Raw genomic sequence first — 26,401 nt, forward strand, 5'->3', positions numbered from 1 at the left:
TACGACAAACTACCGAAGGGCATGAGAAAAGGCCCGCATCGGCTTGCCGATGCGGGCCTTCTCAGGAGGTCAGGCGCCGACCTTGTAGCGGGCGAAGCCCGTCAGGGTCAGACCGGCGTCCTTCGCGACCTGCGCGACCGACTGCTTGTTGTCCTTCGCGTAGTCCTGGTCGAGCAGCGAGACCTGCTTGAAGAACGCGTTGACGCGGCCCTCGACGATCTTCGGAAGGGCGGCCTCGGGCTTTCCCTCGTTGCGGGAGATCTCGGTGACGATCTCGCGCTCCTTCTCGACCTCGGCCTCGGGGACCTCGTCGCGCGACAGGTACGACGGGTTCGCGAACGAGATGTGCTGTGCGAGGCTGCGCGCCGTCTCGGCGTCGTCGCCCGAGTAGGCGAGGACGACACCGACCTGCGGCGGCAGGTCCTTGCTGGTCTTGTGGAGGTAGATCTCGAACTTGTCGCCCGAGAGCGTGTTCACGCGACGCAGCTCGACCTTCTCGCCGATGATCGCGGCCTCGTCCGAGATGAGCTCGGCGACCGTCTGGGTGCCGGCGGACGCGGCGAGGGCGGCCTCGGCCGAGTCGGCGTGCGCGGCGGCGGCGGCGTCGAGGACCTTCTCCGCAAGGGCGATGAAGCGCTCGTTCTTCGCGACGAAGTCGGTCTCGGTGTTGAGCTCGATGATCGTGACCTGACCGTCGACCTCCTTGGCCGCGACCAGACCCTCGCTCGTGGAGCGGTCGGCGCGCTTGGCGTTGCCCTTCGCACCCTTGAGGCGCAGGATCTCGACGGCCTTCTCGAGGTCGCCGTCGGCCTCCTCGAGCGCCTTCTTGGTGTCGACCATTCCCGTGCCGAGCTGCTCGCGCAGCGTCTTGATGTCAGCGATCGTGAAGTTTGCCATGGGTGGCGGCTCCTTGAATTGGTGAGTTCTCGTGGATGCCTCGGCGGGACCGTCCGGACCGTTCGATCTGGGCGATCCCGCCGGGGCGGAGTGTGTGAGCCTTACTCGGCGGAGGTCGCCTCAGCGGCCTCAGCGACCTCGGCGGCTTCGACAGCTTCAGCGGCCTCGGCGCCCGCCTCGTCGGCGGCCGACTCGGTCGCGATGGTCTCGACCTCGGCGACGTCGGTCACCACGGCCTCGTCGGAGGGCGCGGGCTGCTCGAGCAGCTCGCGCTCCCAGTCGGCGAGGGGCTCCGCGTCAGCGGTCTCGTCGGTGGGCTGGTGGCGCTGGATCAGGCCCTCGGCGGCGGCGTCGGCGATGATGCGGGTGAGCAGGCCCACCGAGCGGATCGCGTCGTCGTTGCCGGGGATCGGGTACTGGAACTCGTCCGGGTCGGCGTTGGTGTCGAGGATGCCGATCACCGGGATGCCGAGCTTCGACGCCTCGTCGATGGCGAGGTGCTCGCGCTTGGCGTCGACGACCCAGATGGCCGAGGGCGTCTTCTGGAGGTTGCGGATGCCGCCCAGCGACTTGTGGAGCTTGTCGAGCTCGCGCTTCTTGAGGAGGAGCTCCTTCTTGGTGAAGCCGCTCGCTGCCGGGTCCTCGAAGTCGAGCTCCTCGAGCTCCTTCATGCGCGCGAGACGCTTCGACACGGTCGAGAAGTTGGTGAGCAGACCGCCGAGCCAGCGCTGGTTGACGTAGGGCTGGCCCACGCGCGTCGCCTGCTCGGCGATGACTTCCTGCGCCTGCTTCTTGGTGCCGACGAAGAGGACGGTGCCGCCGTGGGCGACCGTCTCCTTGACGAACTCGTACGCCTTGTCGATGTACGTCAGCGACTGCTGCAGGTCGATGATGTGGATGCCGCTGCGCTCCGTGAGGATGAAGCGCTTGACCTTCGGGTTCCACCGGCGGGTCTGGTGTCCGAAGTGGACGCCGCTGTCGAGCAGCTGGCGAATGGTGACGACGGCCATGGCCGTTCTCCTGTTCCGGCGCGTGCGCGCCTGTTGCGGTTGTTCTCGCGCCGGCTCGTGGCCGGCGTGGCCTGGTGCCCGGCTCATTCCCGCCTCGCGCTCGCTCGGAAGCGTTCGCCAGGACCGTTGGGGATGGATGCCGCGCCGCACCCTTCGTCAGACTCGGGGCTTGCGGCGCTATGGGCACGCGGAGTCACCCCGACATGCGGAGTGCACAGTCAGTGTATCAGGAGCGGCCGGGCCGCTCCTCCTCCCCCGACGGCCGAACGCGCGCCTTCTCCACGGGTGTCGGTGCCACAGATCCACCGCGTCCACCGCACGGTCACGGTGGGATCATGTCGCGATCGGTTCCCACCCGCCAACGCCCATTCCGCTGCGGGTCGCGCCGTCGTGCCGTGGGGGCGATGGCCCTCAGTGTCCTTCTTGCGGCCGCACCAGCTGCAGCACAGGCCGCCGCGGTCCGTGAGCCCGAGCCCGCGCCGGTCGCCGACGGCGGGATGGTGTCGCTCGCACGGGACTGGACCTGGCCAGTTCACCCGTTCCGGCTCGTGCGCCCGTTCGTCGCACCGCCGCACGAGTATGGGCCGGGCCACCGGGGAATCGACCTGCTGCCCTCAGGAGACGGCGTGGTGCGCGCCCCGGCGCCAGGCGTGGTGGCGTTCTCCGGACAGGTCGCAGGGCGCGGAGTGATCACCGTGGACCATGGCGACGGCCTGGTGTCGACGATCGAGCCGGTCGACCCCGGGCTTGCCGTCGGGACGCCGGTCGAACGATCCACTCCCCTGGGCATGATCTCGGCCGGAGGACACGCTGAGGCCGGCGCTGTGCATTTCGGTGTCCGGCTGGACGGTGCGTACATCAACCCGCTCGTGCTGCTGGGCGGGGTGCCGCGGGCCGTGCTTCTCCCCTGCTGCTAGCCGCCCCTCAGGCCCGCGGGTGCGCGAGGCGGTAGGACGCAGCCAGTCGCTCGCTCGAGACGTGCGTGTAGATCTGCGTGGTCCCGAGGCTCGCATGGCCCAGCATCTCCTGGACGGCGCGGAGGTCTGCGCCGCCGTCGAGGAGGTGCGTCGCGGCAGAGTGACGCAGCGCGTGCGGTCCCACCCGCGCCCCGAGCTCGGGGCCGAGTTCGCGCGACACGAGGTCGTACACCGCACGGGCGCCGATCCGACCGCCCCGGGCACCGAGGAACAGGGCCGGCACGGGCACGTCGTCCGCACGTCTGGCGAGGAGCGACGGTCGCCCGCGGACGAGGTAGGCCTCGACCGCCCGGAGCGCCGGCACGCCGAACGGCACCACCCTCTCCTTCGATCCCTTTCCGAGGACGCGAGCCGTGCGTCGGTCGCGGTCGAGGTCGTCGACGTCGAGCCCGCACAGCTCGGAGACACGCACGGCAGCTCCGTACAGCACCTCGAGGATGGCGTGATCGCGCAACGCGACCGGGTCGCCCTCCGCGGCGGCGGATGCCAGCCGGTCGAGCACCCCGCCGAGGGTGTCCGCTGTCGCGACCTTGGGGAGCGTCTTGCCGCGCTTCGGTGCGACCAGGCGAAGGCTCGGGTCGGCCGGGATCGCGCCGGTCTCGGTCGCCCAGGCGAAGAGGCCCCGGGCGGCCGCCGTGCGCCGCGCGATCGTGGCGCGGCTGTCGCCGCGCTGGACGGCGTGCCAGAGCCAGTCGCGGAGCTTCTCGAGATCGACGGCGACCAGGTCGATATCGCCGCAGGTCGTGGCGAGTCCGTCCAGATCGGAGCGATAGGCCCGCACCGTCGCCGGAGACAGACGGCGGACCTCCGCGAGGTGGCGCAGGTACGCCGCCGCTGCCCCGTGGATGTCCATGCGTCCAGCTTGCGCCCGCGCGTGCGCGCGGCGGTGTTGCGACGCACCCGAAGACGCTCCGCCGTCCGTCGATCACGCCCCTACCCGTCGCAGCCTCCATCCCTCGATCCCCGACTCCACCGCCCCGTCGAGCGCCAGCAGCCCGAGGATCCCCTCCACGACGTCGGCCGCCATCCCCGCGCGTTGCGCGATCGCGCGGGCGTCCCGCCACACGCGGGTGCTCATGGCATCCTTCACACGGGTCGCGTCCCCGGTGTACGTCCCGCCGACGGCGGGTGCGGCATCCATCGCCCTTCCCATCCCGAGCAGCTCGCGGACGTCATCCGCACTCGTGATGCACAGGGCGCCGTACTCCCGGATGAGCCGGTGCGTGCCTGCCGACGTCGCGGATGTGATCTGGCCGGGGACGGCGCCGAGCGGGCGCGACAACGTCGCCGCATGGCCCGCGGTATTGAGCGATCCGCTGCGCCAGCCGGCTTCCACGACCACCGTGGCGGCCGAGAGGGCGGCGATCAGCCGGTTCCGCTGCAGGAAGCGCCACTTCGTCGGCGCCGAGCCGCACGCCACCTCGCTCGCCACGACACCTCGTCGGGCGACGTCGTCGATCAGCTGCGTGTGGCCCGCAGGATACGCGCGATCGGCACCGCCCGCGAGCAGCGCGACAGTGAGTCCGCCGGCGAGAAGGGCGGCACGGTGCGCTGCGCCGTCGATGCCGTAGGCGCCGCCCGACACCACGGCGATGCCGCTGCCCGCCAGGTCGGCGGCGAGCTCCCTCGCCACGTGGTCGCCGTAGTGGGAGGCAGCCCTGGCGCCGACGATCGCGACGGATGCCGCGAGCCGGCGCAGTGCCGAGGCATCGCCGCGCACCCACAGGCACAAGGGCGCATGCGCGCCGAGGTCGTCGAGCTGGGTCGGCCAGTCCGGATCGCCGCGCGTGAGCAGCGTCACGCCGCGTGCCGCTGCTGTGACCAGTGATTCGGCCACCGCGCCCGCCGACAGTCGCGGAAGCCAGCGCCTGCGCCCTTCGGCGAGCTCCTCCGGCGTGAGTTCGGGAAGCGCTGCGCCCCCGAGCACGGCTTCCAGCGCCGCGACGGGGCCGCGCGCGCCGATGATGCGGCCGGCGACGGAGTCGCCCGGCTCGATGAGCTGGCACCAGACAGCCGTCGCATACCGGGTCCGGCCCTCATCCGCGTCGTACTCGAGGCCCGCGGGCGACAAGGCCCGCCGGGCGGCGTCTGCGCTCAGGTCGAACGCGATCACAGCGCGATCCCCTTCTTCAGGTACAGGGCGCGTCCGACATGCTCCGCGCCGAGCTGGCCGCGGCCCTCGATGTCGGCCAACGACCAGGCGACGCGCAGAACCCGGTCGTACGCCCGCAGGGTGAGCGATCCGCGGTGGAGTGCGGCGTCGAGCGGGCGCCGGACGACCGGAGACGGCGCGGCCGGTCCCTCGCGAAGCCACGTTCCCGGCACGTCGGCGTTCACCTTCCACGGCGTCTCGGCGAGGCGGTGGCGCGCGCGTGCCCGCGCATCGGCGACCTGCGCTCGCGCGCTCTCGGTCGAGACCGTCGGCCCGGTGCCGCGTTGCGCCACGGCGACGCGCGTCAGCGTCAGCTCGATGTCCATGCGGTCCAGGAGCGGTCCGGACAGCCGGCCGAGATAGCGGCGGATCGCGGCCGGTGGACACGTGCACGTGCCGCCGCGGATGCCGTAGTCACCGCAGGGGCACGGGTTCGTGGCGAGCACGAGTTGGAACCGCGCGGGATACTCGGCGTGCGCGCCCGCGCGGTCGATCGTGATGGCGCCGGACTCGAGGGGCTGACGCAGGGCATCCAGCGCACTGGCTGCGAACTCGCCGGCCTCGTCCAGGAACAGCACACCCTCGCTCGCGCGCGCGATCGCCCCCGGGCGCACCACTCGGGAACCGCCGCCGACCAGGGCGGCGACGCTCGCGCTGTGGTGCGGGGCGACGAACGGCGGGGTGCGCGAGAGCTCGACCACGCGGGAGCCGGCGAGGCTCCGGATCGATGCCGCCGCCAGCGCCGCACGGTCGTCGAGTTCGGGGAGTATTCCGGGCAGCCTACGTGCGAGCATCGTCTTGCCCGCCCCGGGCGGCCCGCACATCAGCAGGTGATGACCGCCCGCCGCTGCGACCACGAGCGCCTCGACGGCGTCGCGCTGGCCGATCACCTCCGCGAGATCCAGCGAGGGCTCGGCCGCCTCCTCGTCGTCCGGGAGAGCGACCGGCTCGTCGTCGGTGACTTCGACGTCGCCGCCGTGCCAGGCGATCACCTGCGCGAGGTTGACGGCGGCGAGGACCTCGACGCCGTCCACCAACGACGCCTCGGGGCCGTTCGCGTGGGGAACGACGACGCGTCGATGGCCGGCCCGCCGTGCGGCAACCACGGCCGGAAGGACGCCCGGCACCGGCCGGAGGCGCCCGTCGAGCCCGAGCTCACCGATGTGGACCGCCGACGCGACGGAGGCGGCATCCATGGAGGTCTCGGTGGCGAGAGACGCGACGGCGATGGCGACGTCGAATCCGGAGCCCTGCTTGGGCAGGCTCGCGGGCGACAGATTGACCGTGAGGCGTCGTCGCGTGAGCGGCGTGCCGGTGTTCGCACAGGCGTTGTGCACGCGCTGGACGGACTCGCCGAGAGCTTTGTCGGGAAGCCCGATGATGCGGAAGTCCGGCTGCTGATTCGAGAGGTCCGCCTCGACCTCGACGCATTCGCCCTCGGCCCCGACGAGGGCGACGGCCCATGTTCGTGCGACCTTCACGGCACCTCCACGTCGACGAGGTGCTCCAAGCGCGCGGTGCGAGGATCGGCGCCGATGAGGCCGACGGCGTCGATGCGCAGTCGTCGTCCCTGCACGAGCTCGCGGTGCGCACTCGCCCACGCGATCGAGAGGCGCCAGAGCCTTCCGCGCTTTCGCGCGTCGATCGCCTCGAAGGGGTGCCCGAACCCCTCATCACGCCGCGTCTTGACCTCGACGACGACCACTGCCGACCGATCGGCGACCACGAGGTCGATCTCGCCGTCGCGACATCGCCAGTTGCGCGCCAGGACGGTGAATCCCTGCGCTTCGAAGTACCGGGCGGCGCGGTCCTCGCCCGCCCGACCGAGGACGTCTTTGTCTGCCATTCCGGCATCGTCGCGCGCCAATGTACACGCGCGGGCGCGCGGCCGCGGCATCCGTTCAGAACTCGCGGTGAGTCCCGGAATCGGTGGGCTGGGGAGGAGGCGTCAGGCCCGCTCAGGTATCGAGCGAGAGCTCCTCGGGGAGGTGGAAATCACGGCGCGAGAGCTCTTCGACGTTGACGTCTTTGAAAGTCAGCACGCGCACCGCCTTCACGAAACGGTCGGCGCGGTAGATGTCCCACACCCAGACGTCGGACATCGAGATCTCGAAGTAGAAATCGTGCTCGGTGTCGCGGCGCACGACGTTGACCTCGTTCGCGAGGTAGAAGCGCCGCTCCGTCTCGATCACGTACTGGAACTGCGAGACGACATCGCGGTACTCGCGGTACAGAGCGAGTTCGAGCTCGCGGTCGTAGTCTTCGAAGACCTCGTCATCCATGGTGAATCCATCCTATGGGCGCGAGCGGGTACGGCGACCCGCATGCGCGTGTGGCGAACGCTCAGAAGAGCGTCGGCGCCTCGGCGATCGACCACGAGGCGCGGTGATGGCGGCTGATGCCGTACGTGCGGATGGCTTCACGATGGTCGGGGCTGGCGTAGCCCTTGTTGCGCGCCCAGTTGTACGCGGGGAGCTCGTCATGCAGCTCGGTCATCAGGTGGTCCCGCGCGACCTTGGCGATGACGGATGCCGCGGCCGCCGAGGCGCAGTCGCGGTCGGCTTTGATCACCGGGCGCACGGTGAGCCCCCACTCGCCGGCGGGACGGATGTAGTCGTAGTTGCCGTCGAGGATGACGATGGCGTCTTCCGGCACGACGCCGTGCGCGCGGAGATCCGCGATGGCGCGGATCGAGGCGAGGCCGAGGGCGCGCATGATGCCGATCTCGTCGATCTCCTCGGAGCTTGCCCATCCGACGGCGCTTGCGGCGACCCACGATGCCGCGCGTGCCGCGACGTCGGCGCGCTTCGGCTCGGGAACGAGCTTCGAGTCACGCAGCCCCTGCGGAATGCGTTTGCGCGATCGCTGGGCGTCCACGACCGCCGCGCCGACCGCGACCGGACCTGCCAGCGCCCCTCGCCCCACCTCGTCACACGCGATGACGAGCGTGTGCTCGCGCAGGAGCCGGCGCTCGAGCGTCAGGCGGGGCTCGGCGACGGTCACTTCCCGCCGCCCTCCGGCTCCGCGTCGGGAACGCCGGCGAACACGTCGTGGTGGAAGTCCAGCAGGCCGAACCGGTCGAACGGCCACGTCACGAGGAACGCACGGCCGACGAGATTGTCGATCGGCACGAAGCCCTTTCCGGGCTGATCCGTGTTGTACCGCGAGTCCTTCGAGCGGTAGCGGTTGTCGCCGAGCACCCAGAGTCTGCCCTCGGGGACCGTCACGTCGAAGGGGTCGCCCGAAGCGGCGGTCTCCCCGGCGGGCAGCTTGAGGTACGCGCTCTCGTCGATGGGCACGTCGTTGACCGTGATCTGACCGATGGCGTTGCAGCACACGACGTGGTCGCCGGGAACCCCGATGATGCGCTTCACGAGATGGTCGTCGCTGTCGGGCGCCGCGAGGCCGACGAGCGACAGGACCCACTCGACACCCTCGACGATCGGAGGACGCGCGGGGGCCGTACTGGGCGGCAGCCATCCGCCGGGATCCTGGAACACGACGATGTCGCCGCGCTCGTAACCGCCGAAGCGCGGCGTGATCTCGTCGACGAGGATGCGGTCCTTGACGTGGAGGGTGTCCTCCATCGACCCAGACGGGATGTAGAAGGACCGCACGAGGAACGTCTTCACCACGAGCGAGACGAGGACGGCGATGAGGATGATCACGACGACATCGCGAAGGAACACCAGCCAGCCCCGACGACGCGGCTGAATGGTCGCAGCGGGCTCGGGCCCGGGCGCCGGCTCGGCCGGAGCCGACTTCTCGGTCGTCATGAGTTCCTTCGCGGGTGCCGGCGGTCGCGGCGGCCCGCCTTCAAGGGTCGCACACTCCGGCCCTTCCGGAGTACGGACGAAGCCCCGGACCTGGTCGGTCCGGGGCTTCGTGACAGCGCTGCAGGGAGAGCGTCAGTTGCTCTCGCGCTTCTCCTTGATCTTGGCCTTCTTGCCACGGAGGTTGCGCAGGTAGTAGAGCTTCGCGCGACGCACGTCACCGCGGGTCACGACCTCGATGTGGTCGATGACCGGGGAGTGCACCGGGAAGGTGCGCTCGACGCCGACCTGGAAGCTGATCTTGCGGACCGTGAAGGTCTCGCGAACGCTGTCGCCGGAGCGGCCGATGACGACGCCCTGGAAGACCTGGATACGCGAGCGGTTGCCCTCGGTGATGTTGACGTGCACCTTCACGGTGTCGCCGGCGTTGAAGGCGGGGATGTCGGAGCGGAGTGAAGCCGCGTCGACGGCGTCGAGGATCTGCATGATCGTCTCTCTCTGCGGCCGCCACAGGTCGACCGCGGGAAGGATGGTAAAGGACTGAGTGTGCCGCAGGCCTTCGGCGTGACGCCGTCCAGCTGGTTCCCCTGAGGCAGAACCGGTCAGGGCACAAACAGCTATTCTGCCATGGATGCCGCACCCGGCCAAACCACGTCAGCTCGCGGGTGGAGTCTGCTTCTCCGAGATGACGATGACCTCGCGCGGAGCAGCCTCCGGCGCGTCGGTCTCCGCGGGGATGTAGGCGACCCCCTCCGAGGTGTGCAGGACGAATCGCGAGGGCCGCGCCTCGCTCCACAGCTGCCACAGCTCGAGCCAGAAGAGACCGACGCCCGCGAGGATCGCCACCACCATGACGGGCGCCCACCATGCCTCGGCGAAGAAGCCGAGCGAGATGACGAGCAGGTGCCACACCGTGAACCCGAGCACGTCCCACCACGAGACGGCGCGGTGAGCCCGCACGGTTCCGCGCGCCCGCACCAGCACGGTGAGGAGCAGCTGCCACAGGAAGACGCCAGGGATGGCGAGGAACAGCACCCAGAGGAACGCCCAGCCGCCGGCGTTGAACACGGCCCACCCCACCAGGAGCCACAGCGGCAGCAGGAAGGCGGCCGGGATCAGCCAGCCGAAGAATGCGCGACGCAGCCACATGCCACTGATGCTACGCCCGCACACGTCCCCGGTGGTCCGCTTCCGCGTGCCGCGGAGCATCCTCCCAGCCCCGTGCGTACGGGTCAGACAGAATGGAGGGGAACGAGAGGATCCCCTACATGATCGAGTTGCGCACGCCTGCCGAGATCGAGGCGATGAAGCCCGCAGGGCGATTCGTCGCCGAGACCCTCGCGACGCTGCGCGACGAGACCAAGGTGGGCACGAACCTCCTGGCGATCGACCGTCGCGCGCACGACCTCATCCGCCGAGCCGGCGCCGAGTCGTGCTACATCGACTACCACCCGTCGTTCGGCGCCCGTCCCTTCGGGAAGGTCATCTGCACCTCGGTGAACGACGCCGTCCTGCACGGGCTCCCCTTCGACTACGCGCTGCGCGACGGCGACCTCGTCTCGCTCGACTTCGCGGTCTCGGTGGACGGCTGGGTGGCAGACTCCGCCGTCTCGTTCGTCGTGGGCACCCCGCGGGACGAAGACCTCGCGCTCATCGACACGACCGAGCGTGCGCTGGCCGCCGCCATCGGCGCGGCGACGGTGGGCAACCGCATCGGCGACATCTCGGCGTCGATCGCCGCGGTCGCGCACGCCGACGGCTATTCGATCAACACCGACTTCGGCGGTCACGGCGTCGGCAGGATCATGCACGGCGACCCGCACGTGCCCAACGACGGCAAGGCCGGACGCGGCTACCCGCTCCGCGCGGGCCTCGTGGTCGCGCTCGAGCCGTGGTTCCTGCAGACGACCGACGAGCTCGTGACCGACCCTGACGGCTGGACTCTGCGATCGGTCGACGGTTCCCGTGGCGCCCACGCCGAGCACACCGTCGCGATCACCGAGGACGGCCCCATCGTCCTCACCGACCGGTCCTGGCTCGGCGTCGCCTGACCCGGTGCACCTGACCGGTCCGGTCAGGTGCGCAGCTCCGCACGGGGTGCGTGCGCGGGCGTCCCGGCGCCGGCGAGGGCGGCGAGCGATGCCGCCACCGAGTGATCGACCTCGCGCTCGACCCGCGGGTGCTCGCTCAGCACGATGAGCGACTTCGCCGCGAGGCGCAGGGTGTCGCCCGGCTCGATGAGCGCCGAGTCTGCGCGCTCCCCTGCCGTGTCGATGACGACCTCCCAGTCGGGGCTGAACTCGACCACCGGGATGCGGAAGTCGATGATGTCGTCGCCGGCATTGAAGAGGACGATGAAGTGGCGGTCGCGGATCGGCTCGCCGCGCCGGTCCTTCTCGCGGATGCCCTGACCGTTCAGGAAGACCCCGACCGCCCGCCCGAAGCCGGACTCCCAGTCGTCCGGCTGCATGAGCGTCCCGTCGGGGCGGAGCCACGCGATGTCCTGAATCGGAACGCCGGCGTCGCGGCGCACGGGACGGCCCTCGAAGAAGCGCCGACGGCGGAACGTGGGGTGGTCGCGCCGCAGCCGGCTCATCGCCGCCGTGAATTCGAGCAGCGGGCGGTCCGCAGCATCCCAGTCGATCCACGTGGTCTCGTTGTCCTGCGCGTAGCCGTTGTTGTTGCCCTGCTGCGTGCGGCCGAGCTCGTCGCCGTGCAGCAGCATGGGAACCCCCTGGCTGAGCATGAGCGTCGCGATGAAGTTGCGCTGCTGGCGGGCGCGCATCGTGAGCACCGCGGGGTCGTCGGTGGGGCCTTCGACGCCGAAGTTGTCGGAGCGGTTGTCGTCGGCCCCGTCACGGCCGTCCTCTCCGTTGGCGTCGTTGTGCTTCTCGTTGTACGACACGAGATCGCGCAGCGTGAACCCGTCGTGGGCAGTGACGAAGTTGACGGATGCCACGGGCCGGCGCCCGGAGTGCTCGTAGAGGTCGCTCGACCCCGTGAGCCGTGAGGCGAACTCGCCGAGCGCCTGCGGCTCACCGCGCCAGAAGTCGCGGACGGTGTCGCGGTACTTGCCGTTCCACTCGGTCCACTGGGGTGGGAAGTTCCCCACCTGGTAGCCGCCGGGGCCGACGTCCCACGGCTCGGCGATGAGCTTCACCTGTGAGACCACGGGGTCCTGCTGGACGAGTTCGAAGAAGGTCGACAGGCGGTCGACGTCGTAGAACTCGCGCGCCAGCGCGGACGCGAGGTCGAAGCGGAACCCGTCGACGTGCATCTCGAGCACCCAGTACCGCAGCGAGTCCATGAGGAGCTGCAGCGAGTGCGGATTGCGCACGTTGAGGCTGTTCCCGGTACCCGTGTAGTCGGTGTAGTAGCGCTTGTCGTCGTCGAGCTTGTAGTAGGCGGCGTTGTCGATGCCTCGCATCGAAAGGGTCGGCCCGAGGTGGTTGCCTTCGGCGGTGTGGTTGTAGACGACGTCGAGGATCACCTCGATGCCCGCGGCGTGCAGTGCCCGCACCATTCCCTTGAACTCCTGGACCTGCTGACCGCGGTCGCCGGTCGCCGCGTAGCGGTTGTGCGGGGCGAAGTACGAGATCGAGTTGTAGCCCCAGTAGTTCGAGAGCCCCTTCTCCTGCAGCACCGCGTCGTCGACGAACTGGTGCACCGGCATGAGCTCGATCGCCGTCACGCCGAGTTTCGTGAGGTGCTCGATGATCGCCGGATGCGCGACGGCGCTGTATGTGCCGCGCATGTCCTCCGGGATCGCGGGATGGCGCTCGGTCAGTCCGCGGACGTGCGCCTCGTAGATGAGCGTCTCGGAGTACGGCGTCCCGGGCCGGCGGTCGCCCGCCCAGTCGAAGAAGGGATTGACGACGACGCCCTTGATCATGTCGGCGGCGGAGTCGTCGTCGTTGCGCGAGTCGGGATCCCCGAACGTGTACCCGTAGACCGACTGCCCCCACGTGACCGCGCCTTCGACCGCCTTCGCGTACGGGTCGAGGAGCAGCTTGGCGGGGTTGAAGCGCAGGCCGTTCGCGGGGTCGTACGGGCCGTGGACGCGATAGCCGTAGCGCTGGCCGGGCTGGATGTTCGGCACATACGTGTGCCACACGAACGCGTCGACCTCGACGAGTTCGAGGCGGGTCTCGGCACCGCGCTCGCCGAACAGGCAGAGCTCGACGCGCTCGGCACCTTCGCTGAACAGCGCGAAGTTCGTACCGCTCCCGTCGAATGTCGCTCCGAGCGGATATGCCGATCCAGGCCAGGTGTGCACGAATCTTCTCCCTCGCCGTCGGGTCGCTACACCCTATCGGAGCGGGATTGCCGATCCCCGGAGCTCAGATCCGCTCGGCGACGCCCTCGAGCGGATGTGGGGCGCCGCTGGGCGCCGGGGCGGCGACGAACCGTTCCGGCGTGTCGAGGGCCTGACGGACGGCCTCGACGACACGATCGACGTCTTCGGGGGTGTTGTAGAGGGCGAAGCTCACGCGGCAGCTGGCGGGCGGATCGATCCCCAGGTCGTGGTGCGCGAGCGTCGCGCAATGGCACCCGGCGCGCGACTCGACCCCCTGCGCGTTGAGCGCCCGGGCGATGTCGAACGGCGAGTGCCCGTCGATGTTGAACGCGACGAGCGGGGTCCGCTCCCTCCCCCGTGGCACGCCGTACACATGCAGTCCGTCGATGGCCTCGAGCTCCTCCAAGGCCTGTTGGGTGAGGGATGCCGCGTGCCCGGCGACGATCCCCATGGCGGCGTCGACGGCGGCAGAGCTGAGCGGGTCGTCCGTGCGGAACCAGGCGCGTTCGGCATCCGCGCCGACCATGTCGACGATGAGACGGAGCGTCTGCGCCGACGCGATCACCCCGAGGATGTTCGGGGTGCCGGCTGAGTACTTCCACGGCAGCTCGTTGTACTCGACGCGGTCCGGGAAGACCCGCCCCTCGGCGATCATGTCGCCCCCGTACAGGAAGGGCGGAAGCGACTCTCGAAGCGTCTCCTTCGCGTAGAGCACCCCGACGCCGAGGGGAGCCAGCAGCTTGTGGAACGAGAACGCCACGAAGTCGGCATCCATCGCCTGCACCTCCACGCGTGAGCTCGCGAACCGCTGGGCGGCATCGACGAGGAGGAGCGCACCGCGGCGGCCGTCCGGCTGCGCGTAGCCGCCCGCGTCCGCGATCGCGCGCACGCTGTCCAGCGGCGGCTTCGTCCCGAGGAAGTTCGACCCGCCCGTGCAGCACACCAGCTTCGTGCGGGCGTCCACGAGTGAGGTGAGGTGCTCCAGATCGAGCTCACCCGTCTCATGGTCGAATCGCGCGAGCCGGCATTCCACCCGCAGGCCGAACCGCGGCAGGATCTCGCGGCACAGCGCATGCCAGGGGACGTAGTTCGAGTTGTGCTCCATGAGCGTCGTGACGACGTTGTCGCCGTCGCGGAAGTCGGCCATCAGCGAGTACATCGCGGCGTTGATCGCCTCCGTCGTGCTGCGGTGCATCGACAGCGTACGTCTCGACGGCGCGTTGATCCACGCCGCGATGGTGTCGAAGGACGCCTCGAACATCTCGGTGGTCCGGATGGACGCATCGGACTGCCCGCGGTGGACGTTCTCGTACGTCTCCGACAGGTCGCGCAGCAGCTCGAACACCGCGAGCGGAGGCTGAGTGCTCGCGGCATTGTTCGTCACGGTGCGGTCGCGGAGCGGGAACGCGAACTGGGAGCGGATCAGCTGGAGCTCGCGCGAAGCGAGGTTCCCCATGCAGCAGAGAATCCTCCTCTTCATCCCGCGCGGCAAGGGCCTCCGGCCGGAGGGCCGCGCGCCCGCGGGCGCGCTGCAGGTCGCAGCATCCTCTCCGCTCTTCTCACTTCCCCGTGCCGGCCGGTGTGATCGAAACGTTCGCTCGGGGTAACCGCCCGCGGTCCGGCGGTGAAACACCGCGCTCGTAGCGTCAGCGTCACCGAGACGTCTGCCCCCGAGGAGGAGCCATGGCCCACCGCGACCGTGTCAACAGCCGGAAACATGACGCTGACGCTGCTGCAACATCACCGGCGTACGGTGACGGCATGAGCGAGACCCCTGCCCTCGGCACCCACGTGGTGATCGTGGGCGCGGGCATGGTCGCGCACCGCTTCGTCGAGAGCCTGCTCAGCCGGGCCGGCGAAGAGTGGCGCATCACGCTCATCGGCGAAGAGGAGCGTCACCCCTACGACCGGGTCGGCCTCACCGGGTTCTTCGCCGGCGCCTCGCCCGAAGACCTCGAGCTCGAGCGCGCGGTGCTCGACGACGAGCGCGTGCGGTTCCTCCGCGGCGAGGCCGTCACCCGCATCGACCGCGCTGCGCGCCGCGTGACGACGCGCAGCGGCACGAGCCTCGCCTACGACAGGCTGATCCTCGCGACCGGCTCGTATGCCGCGAAGCTCGCCGTCGACGGCTTCGGTCTCGAGGGCTGCTTCGTGTACCGCACCCTCGACGACGTCGAGAAGCTCGAGCAGTTCGTCCAGCGCCGCTCGGCCGAGCTCGGACGTCCGCTCGTCGGCACGGTGATCGGCGGCGGACTCCTCGGACTGGAGGCCGCAGGCGCCCTCCAGGGACTCGACGTCGACTGCACGGTGGTCCAGTCCTCCGACCGGCTCATGTCGGCGCAGCTCGACCTTCCCGCCGGCAACGCCCTGCGGCGCCTCATCGAGTCGCGCGGGATCACCGTGAAGACCGAAGCGGTCACCACCCGTCTCGACCCAGACCGTTCGGGACAGGTGACGGGCCTCGAGTTCCGCGACGGCACGTACGCGCGCACCGACGTCGTGGTCTTCACCGTCGGCGTGCGCCCGCGCGACGAGCTGGCGCGCGGCGCCGGCCTCGACGTGCACCCCCGCGGCGGCGTGCTGATCGACGCCGGCTGCCAGACCTCCGACCCTCGCGTGCTGGCGATCGGCGAGGTCGCCAACTACGACGGCATGTGCGTGGGACTGGTCGCACCCGGATATGCGATGGCCGAAGTCGCCGCCACGCGACTGCTCGGGGGCGAGGCATCCTTCCCCGGCTACGACCTGTCGACCAAGCTCAAGCTGTCGGGCGTCGACGTCGCCAGCTTCGGCGACGCGTTCGCCGAGACGCCGGGCGCACTCGACGTCACGTACGCCGACCCGGTGGCCGGCGTCTACAAGAAGCTCGTGCTGTCGGACGACGCGAAGACGCTGCTCGGCGGCATCCTCGTCGGCGACGCATCGGCCTACGGGTCGCTACGTCCGCTCGTCGGCGGCGCGCTCGGCGGCGACCCCGCCGCCTACCTCATGCCCGAGGGCGGCGTCGCCGCGCCGACCGGCGACCTCCCCGACGACGCGCTCGTGTGCTCGTGCAACAGCGTCACGGCGGGCGCGATCCGCCACGCGGTGCACGAGGAGGGCTGCACGGATGTCGCGGCCATCAAGTCCTGCACCAAGGCCGGGGCGGCATGCGGCTCGTGCGTGATGATGGTCAAGAAGATCGTGGGCACGGAGCTCGCGAAGTCCGGTGCGGCGCTCAGCAACGCCATCTGCGAGCACTTCGACATGTCGCGCCGCCAGCTGTTCGACGCCGTGCGCGTGTCGGGACTCACCACGTTCAGCGCCGTGATCGAGCGCTTCGGCACCGGGCGCGGCTGCGACATCTGCAAGCCCGCTCTCGCCAGCATCCTGTCGACGCTCGTGCGCGGTCACGTGCTCGAGGGCGAGAACGCCACTCTGCAGGACACCAACGACCACGTGATGGCGAACCTGCAGAAGGACGGCAGCTACTCGGTGGTCCCCCGCATCCCCGGCGGCGAGATCACGCCCGAGGGACTGCTCGTGATCGGCCAGGTCGCGAAGGACTTCGGTCTCTACACGAAGATCACCGGCGGACAGCGGATCGACATGTTCGGCGCGCGCCTGGAGCAGCTGCCCGAGATCTGGAAGCAGCTCGTGGACGCCGGATTCGAGTCGGGTCACGCCTACGGCAAGTCGCTGCGCACGGTGAAGTCGTGCGTCGGCTCCACCTGGTGCCGCTACGGCGTGCAGGACTCGGTCGGCATGGCGGTGCAGCTCGAGCTGCGCTACCGCGGGCTGCGCTCCCCGCACAAGATCAAGCTCGGTGTCTCGGGCTGCGCGCGCGAGTGCGCGGAGGCACGCGGCAAGGACGTCGGCGTGATCGCCACCGAAGCGGGCTGGAACATGTACGTCGGCGGCAACGGCGGCTTCACGCCCCGCCACGCCGTGCTGCTCGCCGAGGGGCTCAACGACGACGAGCTCCTCACGGCGATCGACCGGTTCCTGATGTACTACATCTTCACCGCCGACCGCCTGCAGCGGACCGCGCCGTGGTTCGAGGACCTGGACGGCGGCATCGAGGGCCTCCGTGAGGTCATCTTCGACGACAGCCTCGGCATCTGCGCCGACCTCGACGCCGCGATGGAAGCCCACCTCGACTCGTACGAGGACGAGTGGAAGGCGACCCTCGAGGACCCCGAGAAGCTCCGGCGCTTCGCGTCGTTCGTCAACGCCCCGACGACGCCCGACCCCTCGCTGGCCTACACCGCCGAGCGCGGCCAGCCCCGTCCCGCCACCGAGGACGAGCGCGCCGACTCGCGCGTGCTCATCGCCGGAACGACCCTGGAGGTGCGCCGATGACCCTCGTCGACCCGCAGACCGCCGAGTACACCGCTCCCGACGGCTGGGTGCGCGTGTGCGCGCTCGACGACCTCGAGATCGAGCGCGGCCGTGCAGCCCTCCTGGGCGGAACGCAGATCGCACTGTTCCTGCTCCACGGGCCCGACGGCTCTGCGGGCCGCGTCCACGCCGTCTCGAACCTCGACCCCTACAGCCACGCGCATGTCATCTCGCGCGGCATCGTCGGCACCCGGCAGGACGTCCCCACGGTCGCCTCGCCCATGTACAAGCAGGTCTTCGATCTGCGCACGGGCGTCTGCCTCGACACGCAGGGCAAGGAGCCGAAGAGCCTGCACGTCTGGCCCGTGGCCATCGACGACGGGCATGTCCTGGTCCGCTGGGAGGGCGAGCGATGACCGGGCGCGCGACGACCGCCGTCGGGCGCGTCGACCTCATCGGCGGCGGTCCCGGTCCGATCGACCTGCTCACCCTGCGCGCGTGGCGCCTGCTGACGCGCGCGGAGGTCGTCGTGATGGACCGGCTCGGGCCCACCGACATCCGCGACCACGTCGGCCCCGACGTGGAGATCATCGACGTGGGAAAGCTCCCCGGCCACCACCCGGTGCCGCAGGACGAGATCAACCAGCTCCTCGTCGACCGCGCCCGTGCGGGCAAGCGGGTGGTGCGCCTCAAGGGAGGCGACCCCTTCGTCTTCGGCCGCGGCGGCGAAGAGGTCGCCGCGTGCCTCGCGGCCGGCATCCCGGTCGACGTCGTGCCCGGCATCTCGAGCGCGGTCGCAGTTCCACAGGCAGCCGGCATCCCGATCACCCATCGCGGTGTCGCAGGAGCGGTGCACATCATGAACGGACCGTCCGAGGTGACCGAGGCCACGCTCGCGGCCCTCCGCGACGACAGCGTCACGACGGTCATCCTGATGGGCGTCGGCGCACTGCCCCGCATCGTGTCGGACGCCCTCCACGCCGGCGTCCCCGCGGATCGCCCGGTCGCCATCGTCGAGCGCGGGCACCACCGCGACCAGCGCACGACGCGCAGTACCCTGGGGTCGGTCGTCGTCGATGCCGGCCTCGCCGGCGTGCGCAACCCCGCCGTCATCGTGGTCGGCGAGGTGGCCCGCGCCGGGCTGCTGCTTCCCGACCCCCAACTGGCAGGTGACATCGTCCTTTGAGCTCCACCCCACGCCCCACCCTCTCGGCCGCGCTCGACGGCTGCACGATCGTCATCGCCGTCGATCGTCGCTCCTCCGAGCTGGCCGCAGCACTCGAGCGTCATGGCGCTCAGGTGCGCCACGCGCCCGCGCTGACGATCGTGCCCCACATCGATGACGACGCCCTCATCGCCGCGACGCGCGAGCTGATTGCGCGGCAGCCCGACGTGGTCGTCGCGACGACCGGCGTGGGCTTCCGCGGCTGGATGGAGGCCGCCGACGAAGCCGGACTCCTCGACGACCTCCACGCCGCACTGTCCAGGGCCCAGATCGTCGCCCGCGGCCCCAAGGCGCGTGGCGCGATCCAGCAGGCGGGTCTCACCGCCGACTGGGTGGCCGAGTCCGAGACCTCTGCCGAGCTCGGCGAGTACCTCCTCGCCGAGGGTGTCGCCGACAGGCGCGTGGCGGTTCAGCACCACGGCTCGGGCGCCGACGGCCTGGACGAGCTGTTCGAGGGCGCGGGCGCCGACGTGGTGAGCCTCACCGTGTATCGCTGGGGTCCTCCGCCGGACCCCGCAGCGGTCTCGCGCTCCGTCATCGCCGCCGCGCAGGGCGAAGTCGACGCGGTGCTGTTCACGTCCGCCCCCGGCGCCGCCGAGTGGATCACCGCGGCACGGAACGAGGGCGTGATCGACCAGATCGTCGACCGTGAGGCGGAAGGACGCCTGCTCATGGCCGCCGTCGGACCCATCACCGCGGGTCCGCTCCAGGATGCGGGCCTCCAGCCGCTGATCGCCGAGCGGGGTCGCCTCGGCTCCTTGGTGCGGGCCGTCGTCGCCCACTTCGGCGGCGGCGGCGCGGCGTCGCTGCCGACCTCTGCGGGGCGCCTCGAACTGCGCAGCACGGGCATCGTGCTGGACGGCCGGCACATCCCGCTGTCGCGCAGCGCCACGGATATCGTCGCCGCGCTGTTCGACGCCCAGGGTGGTGTCGTGTCGCGGCCTCGCCTGCAGGCGGCGCTGCCGCGATCGGGCGAGAACACGCACGCCGTCGAGATGGCCGTCGCGCGGCTCCGCGAGTCGCTGGGCGTCCCCGACCTGGTGAAGACCGTGGTGAAGCGCGGCTACCGGCTCAACGTCATCGAACCCGCCTGACGCCTCCCCTGCGATACCGCCGGGGCCGCGGCATCCGCCTCAGGCGGCAGGATCGGGCTCGCTCAGCAGGTCCGGACGATGGGCCCGCGTGCGTTCGAGGCTCTGCTCGTGCCGCCACGCGGCGATGGCGCCGTGGTTGCCGCTGAGGAGCACCGGCGGCACCTCGAGCCCCCGCCATTCGGCGGGTTTCGTGTAGCTCGGGTACTCGAGCAGGCCGAGCTCGTGCGATTCCTCGACGAGGCTCTCGGGGTTGCCCACGACGCCCGGGATCAGCCGGGACACCGCCTCGATCACGGCCATCGCCGCGACCTCTCCCCCGTTGAGGACGTAGTCGCCGAGGCTCACCAGTCGCACGCGCCCGCGCGCCGCGTAGTGGTCGACGACGCGCTGGTCGATCCCCTCATAGCGTCCGCAGGCGAACACGAGGTGCTTCTCGTCGGCGAGTTCGCGCGCCATCGGCTGCGAGAAGAGTTCGCCGGCGGGCGACGGCACCAGCAGCACGGCGTCGTCGCTCAGCACGTCGTCGAGCGCCTCGCCCCAGGGCTCGGGCTTCATCACCATGCCGGCGCCCCCGCCATACGGGGTGTCGTCGACGGTGCGATGGCGATCGTGGGTCCAGTCCCGCAGATCGTGGACGTGCATGTCGAGGATGCCGCGATCCCGGGCCTTCCCGATGAGCGAGACGCCGAGCACGTCGAAGAACGTCGGGAAGATCGTGACGATGTCGACGCGCATGCCTTCGAGTCTAGAAGCCCCACGTGTTTCCGACGTGTGACGGGGCGTCCACCTCGGGCGGCAGCATCCGTGATCGAGAAGTGACCGAGAGGTAACCGCGGGAGCAGGCGGGCCGAAACACCGCGTTCCTAGCGTGGAGACACACTCACCCCCAGTGTCTGCTCAATCAGGGAGGCGCCATGACCACGACCGACACCCCGTCGATGACGGATACCGCAGCTCCATCCCGCACCACCGCACCGGCCGATGCGCCGGTCGCACTCACCCATCGCCCGGGCCGCTGGATCGACGGCTGGAACGCCGAGAACCCGACGTTCTGGGCGGCGTCAGGCCGCGCGATCGCACGACGCAACCTCGGCTGGTCGATCTTCGCCGAGTTCCTCGGGTTCATCATCTGGCAGCTGTGGAGCATCGTCGTCGTGATGCTGCCGGCCGCCGGCTTCCAGCTCACCAGCTCCGAGTCGTTCTGGCTCATCTCGCTGCCCAGCCTCGTCGGCGCGACCCTGCGCTTCCCCTACACGTTCATGGTCGCGATCTTCGGCGGCCGCAACTGGACGATCGTGTCGGCGGCGCTGCTGCTCATCCCCGCGACACTGCTCGGCATCGTCGTGTCCAACCCCGAGACCCCCTTCGGCGTGCTGCTGCTCGTCGCGGCGCTCGGCGGCGTGGGCGGCGGCAACTTCGCGAGCTCGATGGCGAACATCACCTACTTCTTCCCGCAGAAGGAGAAGGGCTGGGCGCTGGGCCTGAACGCCGCGGGCGGCAACCTGGGCACGTCGGTCGCCCAGTTCGCCGTGCCGATCGTCGTGACGCTCGGCGCAGGGGCGACCCTCAACATCTCCCTCGCGGGCTGGATGTGGATCCCGCTGATCCTGGTCGCGATGTTCGGCGCATGGCGCTATATGGACAACCTGTCGTCGGCGAAGGCGGACTTCGGCAGCTCCGCCGCAGCGCTGCGCGAACCGCACCTGTGGATCATGGCGCTGCTTTACATCGGCACGTTCGGCTCGTTCATCGGGTTCGCGAGCGTCTTCCCGAAGCTCATCGCCGACCAGTTCCCCGAGTTCTCCACGATCCAGGTCGGACAGGCGGCGGTCTCGCTCGCCTTCCTCGGGGCGCTCGTCGGCTCGCTCGCCCGCCCCTACGGCGGCCGCCTCGCCGACCGCTTCGGCGGCGCACGCGTGACGGTGTGCGCCTTCTCGGTGATGGCACTCGGCGCGCTCGCCCTCGTCTGGACGCTGCCGCTGCACAACTTCGTCGTGTTCCTCGCGTGCTTCCTCGTCCTGTTCGCGGCGACCGGCATGGGCAACGGATCGACCTACCGCATGATCCCGAGCATCTTCGCCGCGCGCTCGCAGGCGCGGGGCTACGCGCCCGGCACGCCGGAGGCCACGAAGATGATCCGCAAGGCGGCCGCGGCGCTCGGCCTCATCTCGGCGATCGGCGCCTACGGCGGGTTCCTCGTTCCCCAGGTGCTCAACGCCTCGCAGCTCGCCACCGGCGGCTACCAGGCCGCGTTCTACGGCTTCGTCGCCGCGTACGTGGGGCTCCTGCTGCTCACGGTGTTCGTGTACGTGATCCCGAGGGCGTCGCTGGCGAAGCAGCGCATCTGACCGCACCAGCTTTGACGGAGAGCGGATGCCTCGACCCGAGGCATCCGCTCTTCTGCGTGTCCGTCCGCATCCTGGTCAACGGCGCGTTCGTTCGTCACAGATGTACGCGAACGTCGCCGATCTGCGTACATCTGTGACGAACGAACAGGAGGGTGGCGGGGTTCGCGACGGTCGGGACCGCGTGAAGCTGCGGGTCCCGCGACCGGCAGCGTCGGCCAGGGCCGCGCTCAGTAGACGTCGCGGACGTACCGCTCGTCGGCGGCAAGGCCGCGGACGTACTCGGCGGCGGCCTCTTCGGAGAGCTTGCCGTGCTGCTGGGCGATGGCGACCAGGGTGGCGTCGACGTCCTTGGCCATGCGCATCGCGTCACCGCACACGTAGACGTGCGCGCCGTCGTCCTCGAGCCAGCGCCACAGGTGGGCGCCGTGCTCGATCATGCGATCCTGCACGTAGATCTTCTGCCGCTGGTCGCGCGAGAACGCGACATCGAAGCGGGTGAGGAACCCGTCCTCGCGCATCTCGTCGAGCTCGTCGCGGTAGTAGAAGTCGCTCGCGGCGTGCTGCTCGCCGAAGAACAGCCAGTTGCGGCCGGTGTGGCCGTCGGCGCGACGGTCGTGCAGGAACGCGCGGAACGGGGCGATCCCGGTGCCCGGGCCGATCATGATCATCGGGGTGTCGCCGCTCGCCGGCGGGCGGAACGCGGGCGAGCGCTGCAGGTACACCGGCGCGCCGAGGGCGTCGCCGTCCGCGAGGAACGTCGAGCACACGCCGCCGCGGGCGCGTCCGGAGTCGGTCTCGAAGCGGACCACCGAGACCGTGAGCTCCACCGTGTCGGGGTCGGCCTTGGGGCTCGACGAGATGGAGTACTGACGGGGCTGCAGTCGCTTGAGCACGCCGGCCCAGTCGGCGGCGGTGGCCCGCACCGGGAAGTCGCGCACGAGGTCGACCGCCTGCTGGCTCCACAGGAACTGCTCGAGGCGCCCCTTGTTCTCACGCCGCAGCAGGCCTGCGAGCATGCTGTCGCCGCTGCGCTCGGCGATGAAGCGCACCAGGTCGACGGGCGTCTTCGTGATGTCGAGCCGCGTCCGCAGGGCATCGGCGAAGGTGCGCTCCTCGCCGTCGACCTCCACGATCTCGAGCGGCGCGATGCCGGTCGCATCGATCCACTCTGCGACGACCGCAGGAGCGTTGGCGCACACGACGCCGAGTGAGTCTCCGGCCTCGTACGTCGCGCCCGAATCCGAGAGGTCGAACGCGAAGCGCCGCACCTCCTTCTGCGAACCCGGACCGCTGAGGAGGTCGTTGCGCACAAGCGGTGCCTGCACCGGGTTGGCCCGGCTGAACAGGCGCTTCGCCGGCGGAGCCTGGAGAGCGACGGATGCCGCACCCGTCGTCCCTTCCGCGGCCAGCGTGTCGAGGATCTGGGCCAGCCACGCCTCGCGCGGTTCGTCGGCGTCGGGCTCGAGATCGACTCGTTCGAGGAGAGCGGTCGCGCCGAGCTCGCCCAGGCGACTGTCGAGCCGCCGACCATGGCCGCAGAAGTCGTCGTAGTTCGAGTCGCCGAGCGCGAGCACCGCGTAGCGCAGCCCCGACAGCTCGGGCGCACCGTCGGCGTTGAGCTCATGCCACAGGGCTGCGGCGTTGTCGGGCGGCCCACCGTCGCCGAACGTGGAGGTGACCACCAGCAGACGCTTCACCGCCGTCAGGTCCGTCGCGCGCAGCTCCGCCATGCTCCGGGCACGCGCGGGGATGCCGCGCGCGCCGAGTGCGGCGGTCGCCGCCGTCGCGAACTCCTCGGCGTTCCCCGTCTGCGAGCCCCAGAGCACGACGACCTCGTCCATGCCCTCGGCCCCCGGCATCGCCACGCCGACCGCGGTGCGGGAGAAGGCCCCCGCGAGCACGCCGTCGAACCACGCCCGCACGAGCGCACCGAGCGGGGCCTCGGCGGGCAGCACCGGCACCTCGCCCGGAGCGAGCACCACCGACCGCACCGTCGAGAGGAAGCCTGCGAGGTAGGCGCCCTCCAGATCGTTCAGCTGCGGCGGCGCGAGCGCCACGCCGGCGCTCGCGAGCGCCTCGTCGGCGGATGCGGTCGACGATCCTGCTCCTCCGACCGCCGGGCCGACCCGGCGGAGGGTCACGGCAGCGAACTTGAACTCCGGCTGCGCCGACAGCGGGTCCACCGCGTCGCTCGTCACGGCGTTGACGGTGACGTACTCTCCGTGCTCGTCGTTCCAGTGGAACGGCGCGAACAGCCCGCCCGGCTGCACACGGTCGGTGAGCACCGCGGGCACGACGAAACGGCCGCGGCGCGAGGCGACCTCGACCTGATCGCCCTCGGCGATGCCGAGCCGCTCGGCGTCGGCCGGGTGCACCTCGACGAACGGTCCGGGGTGCAGCTTCGCGAGCTTGGCCACGCGGCCGGTCTTCGTCAGCGTGTGCCAGTGGTGCGGGAGGCGCCCGGTGTTGAGCACCCAGGGGTAGTCGTCGTCGGGAAGCTCAGCCGGTGCCAGGTGCGGCCGTGCGAGGAACTGCGCGCGCCGCGACGGCGTCGCGAACGCGAGGCGCGGCACCGTGCCGTCGTCCTCGACGTGCAGCGACTGGCTCACCCCGTCGTTCAGATACCGGATCGGATGCCGCGTCGCGGCGTCGTCCGGCGGCGCGGGCCACTGCACCGGCGTCTCACGCAGCCGCTCGTAGGTCACGCCGCGCAGATCCCACCCGGTCTGCGGGTTCCAGAAGCGTCGGATCTCGTCGAACACCTCGGCGCTCGAGGCGAAGTCGAACCCCTCGAAGCCCATCGCACGGGCGATCTGGCAGATCGTGAGCCAGTCCGGCTGCGCCTCGCCCGGCGCCGCGATCACGTCGCGCACGAGCGTCAGCGTGCGGTCGCTGTTCACCGTCACGCCATCGGCTTCGACCCACAGCGTGGCCGGCAGCAGGATGTCGGCGTACGCGGTGGTGGCCGTCTCGGTGTAGACGTCCTGTGCGATGACGAGCTCCGCGGTCTCCAGCGCCTCGATCACGGTCTTGCGGTTGGCCACCGACGCGACGGGGTTGCTGCAGATGATCCAGACGGCCTTGATCTCGCCGTCGGCCGCGCGCCGGAACATGTCGATCGTGCCCGAGCCCGACTCCGCGCGGATCGCACCGGACTCCAGTCCCCAGACGTCCTCGACGAACGCGCGGTCGGGCGCGCTGAACACCGCGCGCTGGCCGGGCAGACCCGGCCCCATGTACCCCATCTCGCGCCCGCCCATCGCGTTCGGCTGGCCGGTCAGCGAGAACGGTCCGCTTCCGGGGCGGCAGATCGCGCCGGTCGCGAGGTGGAGGTTGCAGATGGCGTTCGTCGACCACGTGCCGTGGGTGGACTGATTGAGCCCCATCGTCCACAGCGTCATCCACTCGCCGGCCTCGCCGATCCAGCGGGCGGCGGTGCGGATGTCGTCTTCGGCCAGTCCGGTCAGCTCTGCGACGCGCGCCGGCGGGTACTCGGCGAGGAGCTCGTCCATGTGCTCCCAGCCCTCGGTGTGGGCGGCGATGAACTCCTCGTCGATGTCGCCGGCCTCGACGAGGAGGTGCAAGAGGCCGTTCAGCAGCGCGAGGTCGGTGCCGGGCCGGATCTGCAGGAACAGGTCGGCGCGGTCCGCGGTGGTGGTGCGACGCGGGTCCACGACGATGAGCTTCGCGCCCTGCTTCAGCCGGTCGGCCATGCGCAGGAACAGGATCGGGTGGCAGTCGGCCGTGTTCGAGCCGATCACGAAGAAGAGGTCGGCGCGGTCGAAGTCCTCGTACGATCCGGGCGGTCCATCGGCACCCAGCGACTGCTTGTAGCCGGTGCCGGCCGACGCCATGCACAGCCGCGAGTTCGACTCGATGTGGATGCCGCGCAGGTACCCCTTGACCAGCTTGTTCGAGAGGTACTGCGCCTCCATGCTCATCTGCCCCGAGACGTACAGCGCGATCGCGTCGGGACCGTGCTCGTCGAGGATCGCGCGGAGGCGGGCCGCAGCATCCGTCACCGCGTCGGAGACCGGAACGGGCGCCGCGGGCTCACCGCGCGACGGCCGGACGTGCGCCGTGGTCATGCGACCCGGAGCCTGCATGAGCTCGGCGTGGGTCGCGCCCTTGGTGCACAGCCGCCCCGCGTTCGTGGGGTGCGCGCGGTCGCCCGCCACCTTCGCGATGGCGAGCGGATGCCCCGCACCGGCGCCCGAGGTCGTCACCGAGATACCGCAGCCGACGCCGCAGTAGGAGCACACGGTGCGCACTTCGCCCATGTCTTCGATGGTCCCGGACGGAGATTCC

The 26,401-nt window shown here is 70.5% G+C and carries 22 protein-coding genes; 7 read left to right on the top strand and 15 right to left on the bottom strand.

Annotation, left to right across the window (positions count from 1 at the left end; translation table 11 throughout):
• Positions 1–69: 69 nt before the first annotated feature.
• Positions 70–897 carry a translation elongation factor Ts gene (gene tsf, locus ACLBXX_RS13525; RefSeq protein WP_387136925.1) on the bottom strand — a complete coding sequence of 276 codons (828 nt, stop codon included), beginning with the start codon at positions 895–897 and terminating at the stop codon, positions 70–72.
• Between the two features lie 101 nt (positions 898–998).
• The gene (gene rpsB / locus ACLBXX_RS13530; protein WP_447658422.1) at positions 999–1,907 is read right to left on the bottom strand and encodes a 30S ribosomal protein S2; all 909 of its coding nucleotides are present in this window, start codon (positions 1,905–1,907) and stop codon (positions 999–1,001) included.
• A gap of 404 nt (positions 1,908–2,311) precedes the next feature.
• On the opposite strand from rpsB, the gene ACLBXX_RS13535 reads away from it, so the two are divergent.
• On the top strand, positions 2,312–2,824 hold the full coding sequence (locus ACLBXX_RS13535) for a murein hydrolase activator EnvC family protein (RefSeq protein WP_447658423.1): 513 nt from the start codon (positions 2,312–2,314) through the stop codon (positions 2,822–2,824).
• A gap of 7 nt (positions 2,825–2,831) precedes the next feature.
• On the opposite strand, the gene ACLBXX_RS13540 is transcribed toward ACLBXX_RS13535, so the two are convergent.
• The 9 genes from ACLBXX_RS13540 to ACLBXX_RS13580 form a co-directional block, all read right to left on the bottom strand.
• Positions 2,832–3,737 carry a tyrosine-type recombinase/integrase gene (locus ACLBXX_RS13540; protein ID WP_447658424.1) on the bottom strand — a complete coding sequence of 302 codons (906 nt, stop codon included), beginning with the start codon at positions 3,735–3,737 and terminating at the stop codon, positions 2,832–2,834.
• A 72-nt stretch (positions 3,738–3,809) separates the two neighbouring features.
• On the bottom strand, positions 3,810–4,997 hold the full coding sequence (dprA, locus tag ACLBXX_RS13545) for a DNA-processing protein DprA (RefSeq protein WP_447658425.1): 1,188 nt from the start codon (positions 4,995–4,997) through the stop codon (positions 3,810–3,812).
• Complete coding sequence (locus ACLBXX_RS13550) at positions 4,994–6,517, bottom strand: YifB family Mg chelatase-like AAA ATPase (protein ID WP_447658426.1); 1,524 nt, start codon at positions 6,515–6,517, stop codon at positions 4,994–4,996. The genes dprA and ACLBXX_RS13550 overlap by 4 nt, the downstream gene beginning before the upstream one ends.
• On the bottom strand, positions 6,514–6,882 hold the full coding sequence (locus ACLBXX_RS13555; protein WP_447658427.1) for a YraN family protein: 369 nt from the start codon (positions 6,880–6,882) through the stop codon (positions 6,514–6,516). The genes ACLBXX_RS13550 and ACLBXX_RS13555 overlap by 4 nt, the downstream gene beginning before the upstream one ends.
• Before the next feature lie 112 nt (positions 6,883–6,994).
• Entirely contained in the window at positions 6,995–7,318 is a 324-nt protein-coding gene (locus ACLBXX_RS13560) for a DUF2469 family protein (RefSeq protein WP_045297888.1), read from the bottom strand.
• 61 nt (positions 7,319–7,379) lie between these two features.
• Complete coding sequence (locus ACLBXX_RS13565) at positions 7,380–8,039, bottom strand: ribonuclease HII (RefSeq protein ID WP_447658428.1); 660 nt, start codon at positions 8,037–8,039, stop codon at positions 7,380–7,382.
• Positions 8,036–8,812, bottom strand: coding sequence for a signal peptidase I (lepB, locus tag ACLBXX_RS13570; protein WP_447658429.1), 777 nt, complete (start codon positions 8,810–8,812; stop codon positions 8,036–8,038). Before lepB ends, ACLBXX_RS13565 begins: the two co-directional genes overlap by 4 nt.
• Before the next feature lie 132 nt (positions 8,813–8,944).
• A complete protein-coding gene (rplS, locus tag ACLBXX_RS13575; RefSeq protein WP_310291209.1) occupies positions 8,945–9,295 on the bottom strand; it encodes a 50S ribosomal protein L19 in 351 nt (116 codons plus the stop codon).
• A gap of 168 nt (positions 9,296–9,463) precedes the next feature.
• Positions 9,464–9,958 (bottom strand): MFS transporter permease, encoded by a 495-nt coding sequence (locus ACLBXX_RS13580; protein ID WP_447658430.1) that lies wholly within the window; start codon positions 9,956–9,958, stop codon positions 9,464–9,466.
• A gap of 119 nt (positions 9,959–10,077) precedes the next feature.
• Between ACLBXX_RS13580 and map the strand changes: the two genes are divergently transcribed.
• Positions 10,078–10,860, top strand: a complete 783-nt coding sequence (gene map / locus ACLBXX_RS13585) for a type I methionyl aminopeptidase (RefSeq protein ID WP_447658431.1) — start codon at positions 10,078–10,080, stop codon at positions 10,858–10,860.
• A 23-nt stretch (positions 10,861–10,883) separates the two neighbouring features.
• On the opposite strand, the gene glgX is transcribed toward map, so the two are convergent.
• Together glgX and ACLBXX_RS13595 are read right to left on the bottom strand one after the other, a co-directional pair.
• Positions 10,884–13,085 carry a glycogen debranching protein GlgX gene (glgX, locus tag ACLBXX_RS13590; RefSeq protein WP_387136906.1) on the bottom strand — a complete coding sequence of 734 codons (2,202 nt, stop codon included), beginning with the start codon at positions 13,083–13,085 and terminating at the stop codon, positions 10,884–10,886.
• A 64-nt stretch (positions 13,086–13,149) separates the two neighbouring features.
• Positions 13,150–14,562: an aminotransferase class V-fold PLP-dependent enzyme gene (locus ACLBXX_RS13595; protein WP_447658432.1), complete on the bottom strand. Its 1,413-nt coding sequence runs from the start codon at positions 14,560–14,562 to the stop codon at positions 13,150–13,152.
• A gap of 305 nt (positions 14,563–14,867) precedes the next feature.
• Here ACLBXX_RS13595 and nirB point away from each other — a divergent pair, with 305 nt between their 5' ends.
• From nirB to ACLBXX_RS13615, 4 genes are read left to right on the top strand one after another with little or no spacing between them, the layout of a single operon-like run.
• Positions 14,868–17,447: a nitrite reductase large subunit NirB gene (nirB, locus tag ACLBXX_RS13600; RefSeq protein WP_447658433.1), complete on the top strand. Its 2,580-nt coding sequence runs from the start codon at positions 14,868–14,870 to the stop codon at positions 17,445–17,447.
• Complete coding sequence (gene nirD / locus ACLBXX_RS13605) at positions 17,444–17,842, top strand: nitrite reductase small subunit NirD (RefSeq protein ID WP_387136900.1); 399 nt, start codon at positions 17,444–17,446, stop codon at positions 17,840–17,842. Before nirB ends, nirD begins: the two co-directional genes overlap by 4 nt.
• Positions 17,839–18,612 (top strand): uroporphyrinogen-III C-methyltransferase, encoded by a 774-nt coding sequence (cobA, locus tag ACLBXX_RS13610; RefSeq protein ID WP_447658434.1) that lies wholly within the window; start codon positions 17,839–17,841, stop codon positions 18,610–18,612. Before nirD ends, cobA begins: the two co-directional genes overlap by 4 nt.
• A complete protein-coding gene (locus tag ACLBXX_RS13615; RefSeq protein WP_447658435.1) occupies positions 18,609–19,745 on the top strand; it encodes a uroporphyrinogen-III synthase in 1,137 nt (378 codons plus the stop codon). The genes cobA and ACLBXX_RS13615 overlap by 4 nt, the downstream gene beginning before the upstream one ends.
• A 39-nt stretch (positions 19,746–19,784) precedes the next feature.
• Here the strand turns inward: ACLBXX_RS13615 and trmD are convergent, their stop codons facing one another.
• On the bottom strand, positions 19,785–20,480 hold the full coding sequence (trmD, locus tag ACLBXX_RS13620) for a tRNA (guanosine(37)-N1)-methyltransferase TrmD (protein ID WP_447658436.1): 696 nt from the start codon (positions 20,478–20,480) through the stop codon (positions 19,785–19,787).
• 179 nt (positions 20,481–20,659) lie between these two features.
• Between trmD and ACLBXX_RS13625 the strand changes: the two genes are divergently transcribed.
• Entirely contained in the window at positions 20,660–22,093 is a 1,434-nt protein-coding gene (locus ACLBXX_RS13625) for an MFS transporter (RefSeq protein ID WP_447658437.1), read from the top strand.
• A 227-nt stretch (positions 22,094–22,320) separates the two neighbouring features.
• On the opposite strand, the gene ACLBXX_RS13630 is transcribed toward ACLBXX_RS13625, so the two are convergent.
• Positions 22,321–26,373: a molybdopterin-dependent oxidoreductase gene (locus ACLBXX_RS13630; protein WP_447658438.1), complete on the bottom strand. Its 4,053-nt coding sequence runs from the start codon at positions 26,371–26,373 to the stop codon at positions 22,321–22,323.
• Positions 26,374–26,401 lie beyond the last annotated feature (28 nt).

The sequence above is a fragment of the Microbacterium sp. C23T genome (genome assembly GCF_053345975.1).

Coding starts and splice junctions, on each gene's coding strand:
- tsf (WP_387136925.1), bottom strand. CDS start 897: ATGGCAAACTTCACGATCGCTGACATCAAGACGCTGCGCGAGCAGCTC.
- rpsB (WP_447658422.1), bottom strand. CDS start 1,907: ATGGCCGTCGTCACCATTCGCCAGCTGCTCGACAGCGGCGTCCACTTC.
- ACLBXX_RS13535 (WP_447658423.1), top strand. CDS start 2,312: ATGGCCCTCAGTGTCCTTCTTGCGGCCGCACCAGCTGCAGCACAGGCC.
- ACLBXX_RS13540 (WP_447658424.1), bottom strand. CDS start 3,737: ATGGACATCCACGGGGCAGCGGCGGCGTACCTGCGCCACCTCGCGGAG.
- ACLBXX_RS13555 (WP_447658427.1), bottom strand. CDS start 6,882: ATGGCAGACAAAGACGTCCTCGGTCGGGCGGGCGAGGACCGCGCCGCC.
- ACLBXX_RS13560 (WP_045297888.1), bottom strand. CDS start 7,318: ATGGATGACGAGGTCTTCGAAGACTACGACCGCGAGCTCGAACTCGCT.
- lepB (WP_447658429.1), bottom strand. CDS start 8,812: ATGACGACCGAGAAGTCGGCTCCGGCCGAGCCGGCGCCCGGGCCCGAG.
- rplS (WP_310291209.1), bottom strand. CDS start 9,295: ATGCAGATCCTCGACGCCGTCGACGCGGCTTCACTCCGCTCCGACATC.
- ACLBXX_RS13580 (WP_447658430.1), bottom strand. CDS start 9,958: ATGTGGCTGCGTCGCGCATTCTTCGGCTGGCTGATCCCGGCCGCCTTC.
- map (WP_447658431.1), top strand. CDS start 10,078: ATGATCGAGTTGCGCACGCCTGCCGAGATCGAGGCGATGAAGCCCGCA.
- ACLBXX_RS13595 (WP_447658432.1), bottom strand. CDS start 14,562: ATGGGGAACCTCGCTTCGCGCGAGCTCCAGCTGATCCGCTCCCAGTTC.
- nirB (WP_447658433.1), top strand. CDS start 14,868: ATGAGCGAGACCCCTGCCCTCGGCACCCACGTGGTGATCGTGGGCGCG.
- nirD (WP_387136900.1), top strand. CDS start 17,444: ATGACCCTCGTCGACCCGCAGACCGCCGAGTACACCGCTCCCGACGGC.
- cobA (WP_447658434.1), top strand. CDS start 17,839: ATGACCGGGCGCGCGACGACCGCCGTCGGGCGCGTCGACCTCATCGGC.
- trmD (WP_447658436.1), bottom strand. CDS start 20,480: ATGCGCGTCGACATCGTCACGATCTTCCCGACGTTCTTCGACGTGCTC.
- ACLBXX_RS13625 (WP_447658437.1), top strand. CDS start 20,660: ATGACCACGACCGACACCCCGTCGATGACGGATACCGCAGCTCCATCC.
- ACLBXX_RS13630 (WP_447658438.1), bottom strand. CDS start 26,373: ATGGGCGAAGTGCGCACCGTGTGCTCCTACTGCGGCGTCGGCTGCGGT.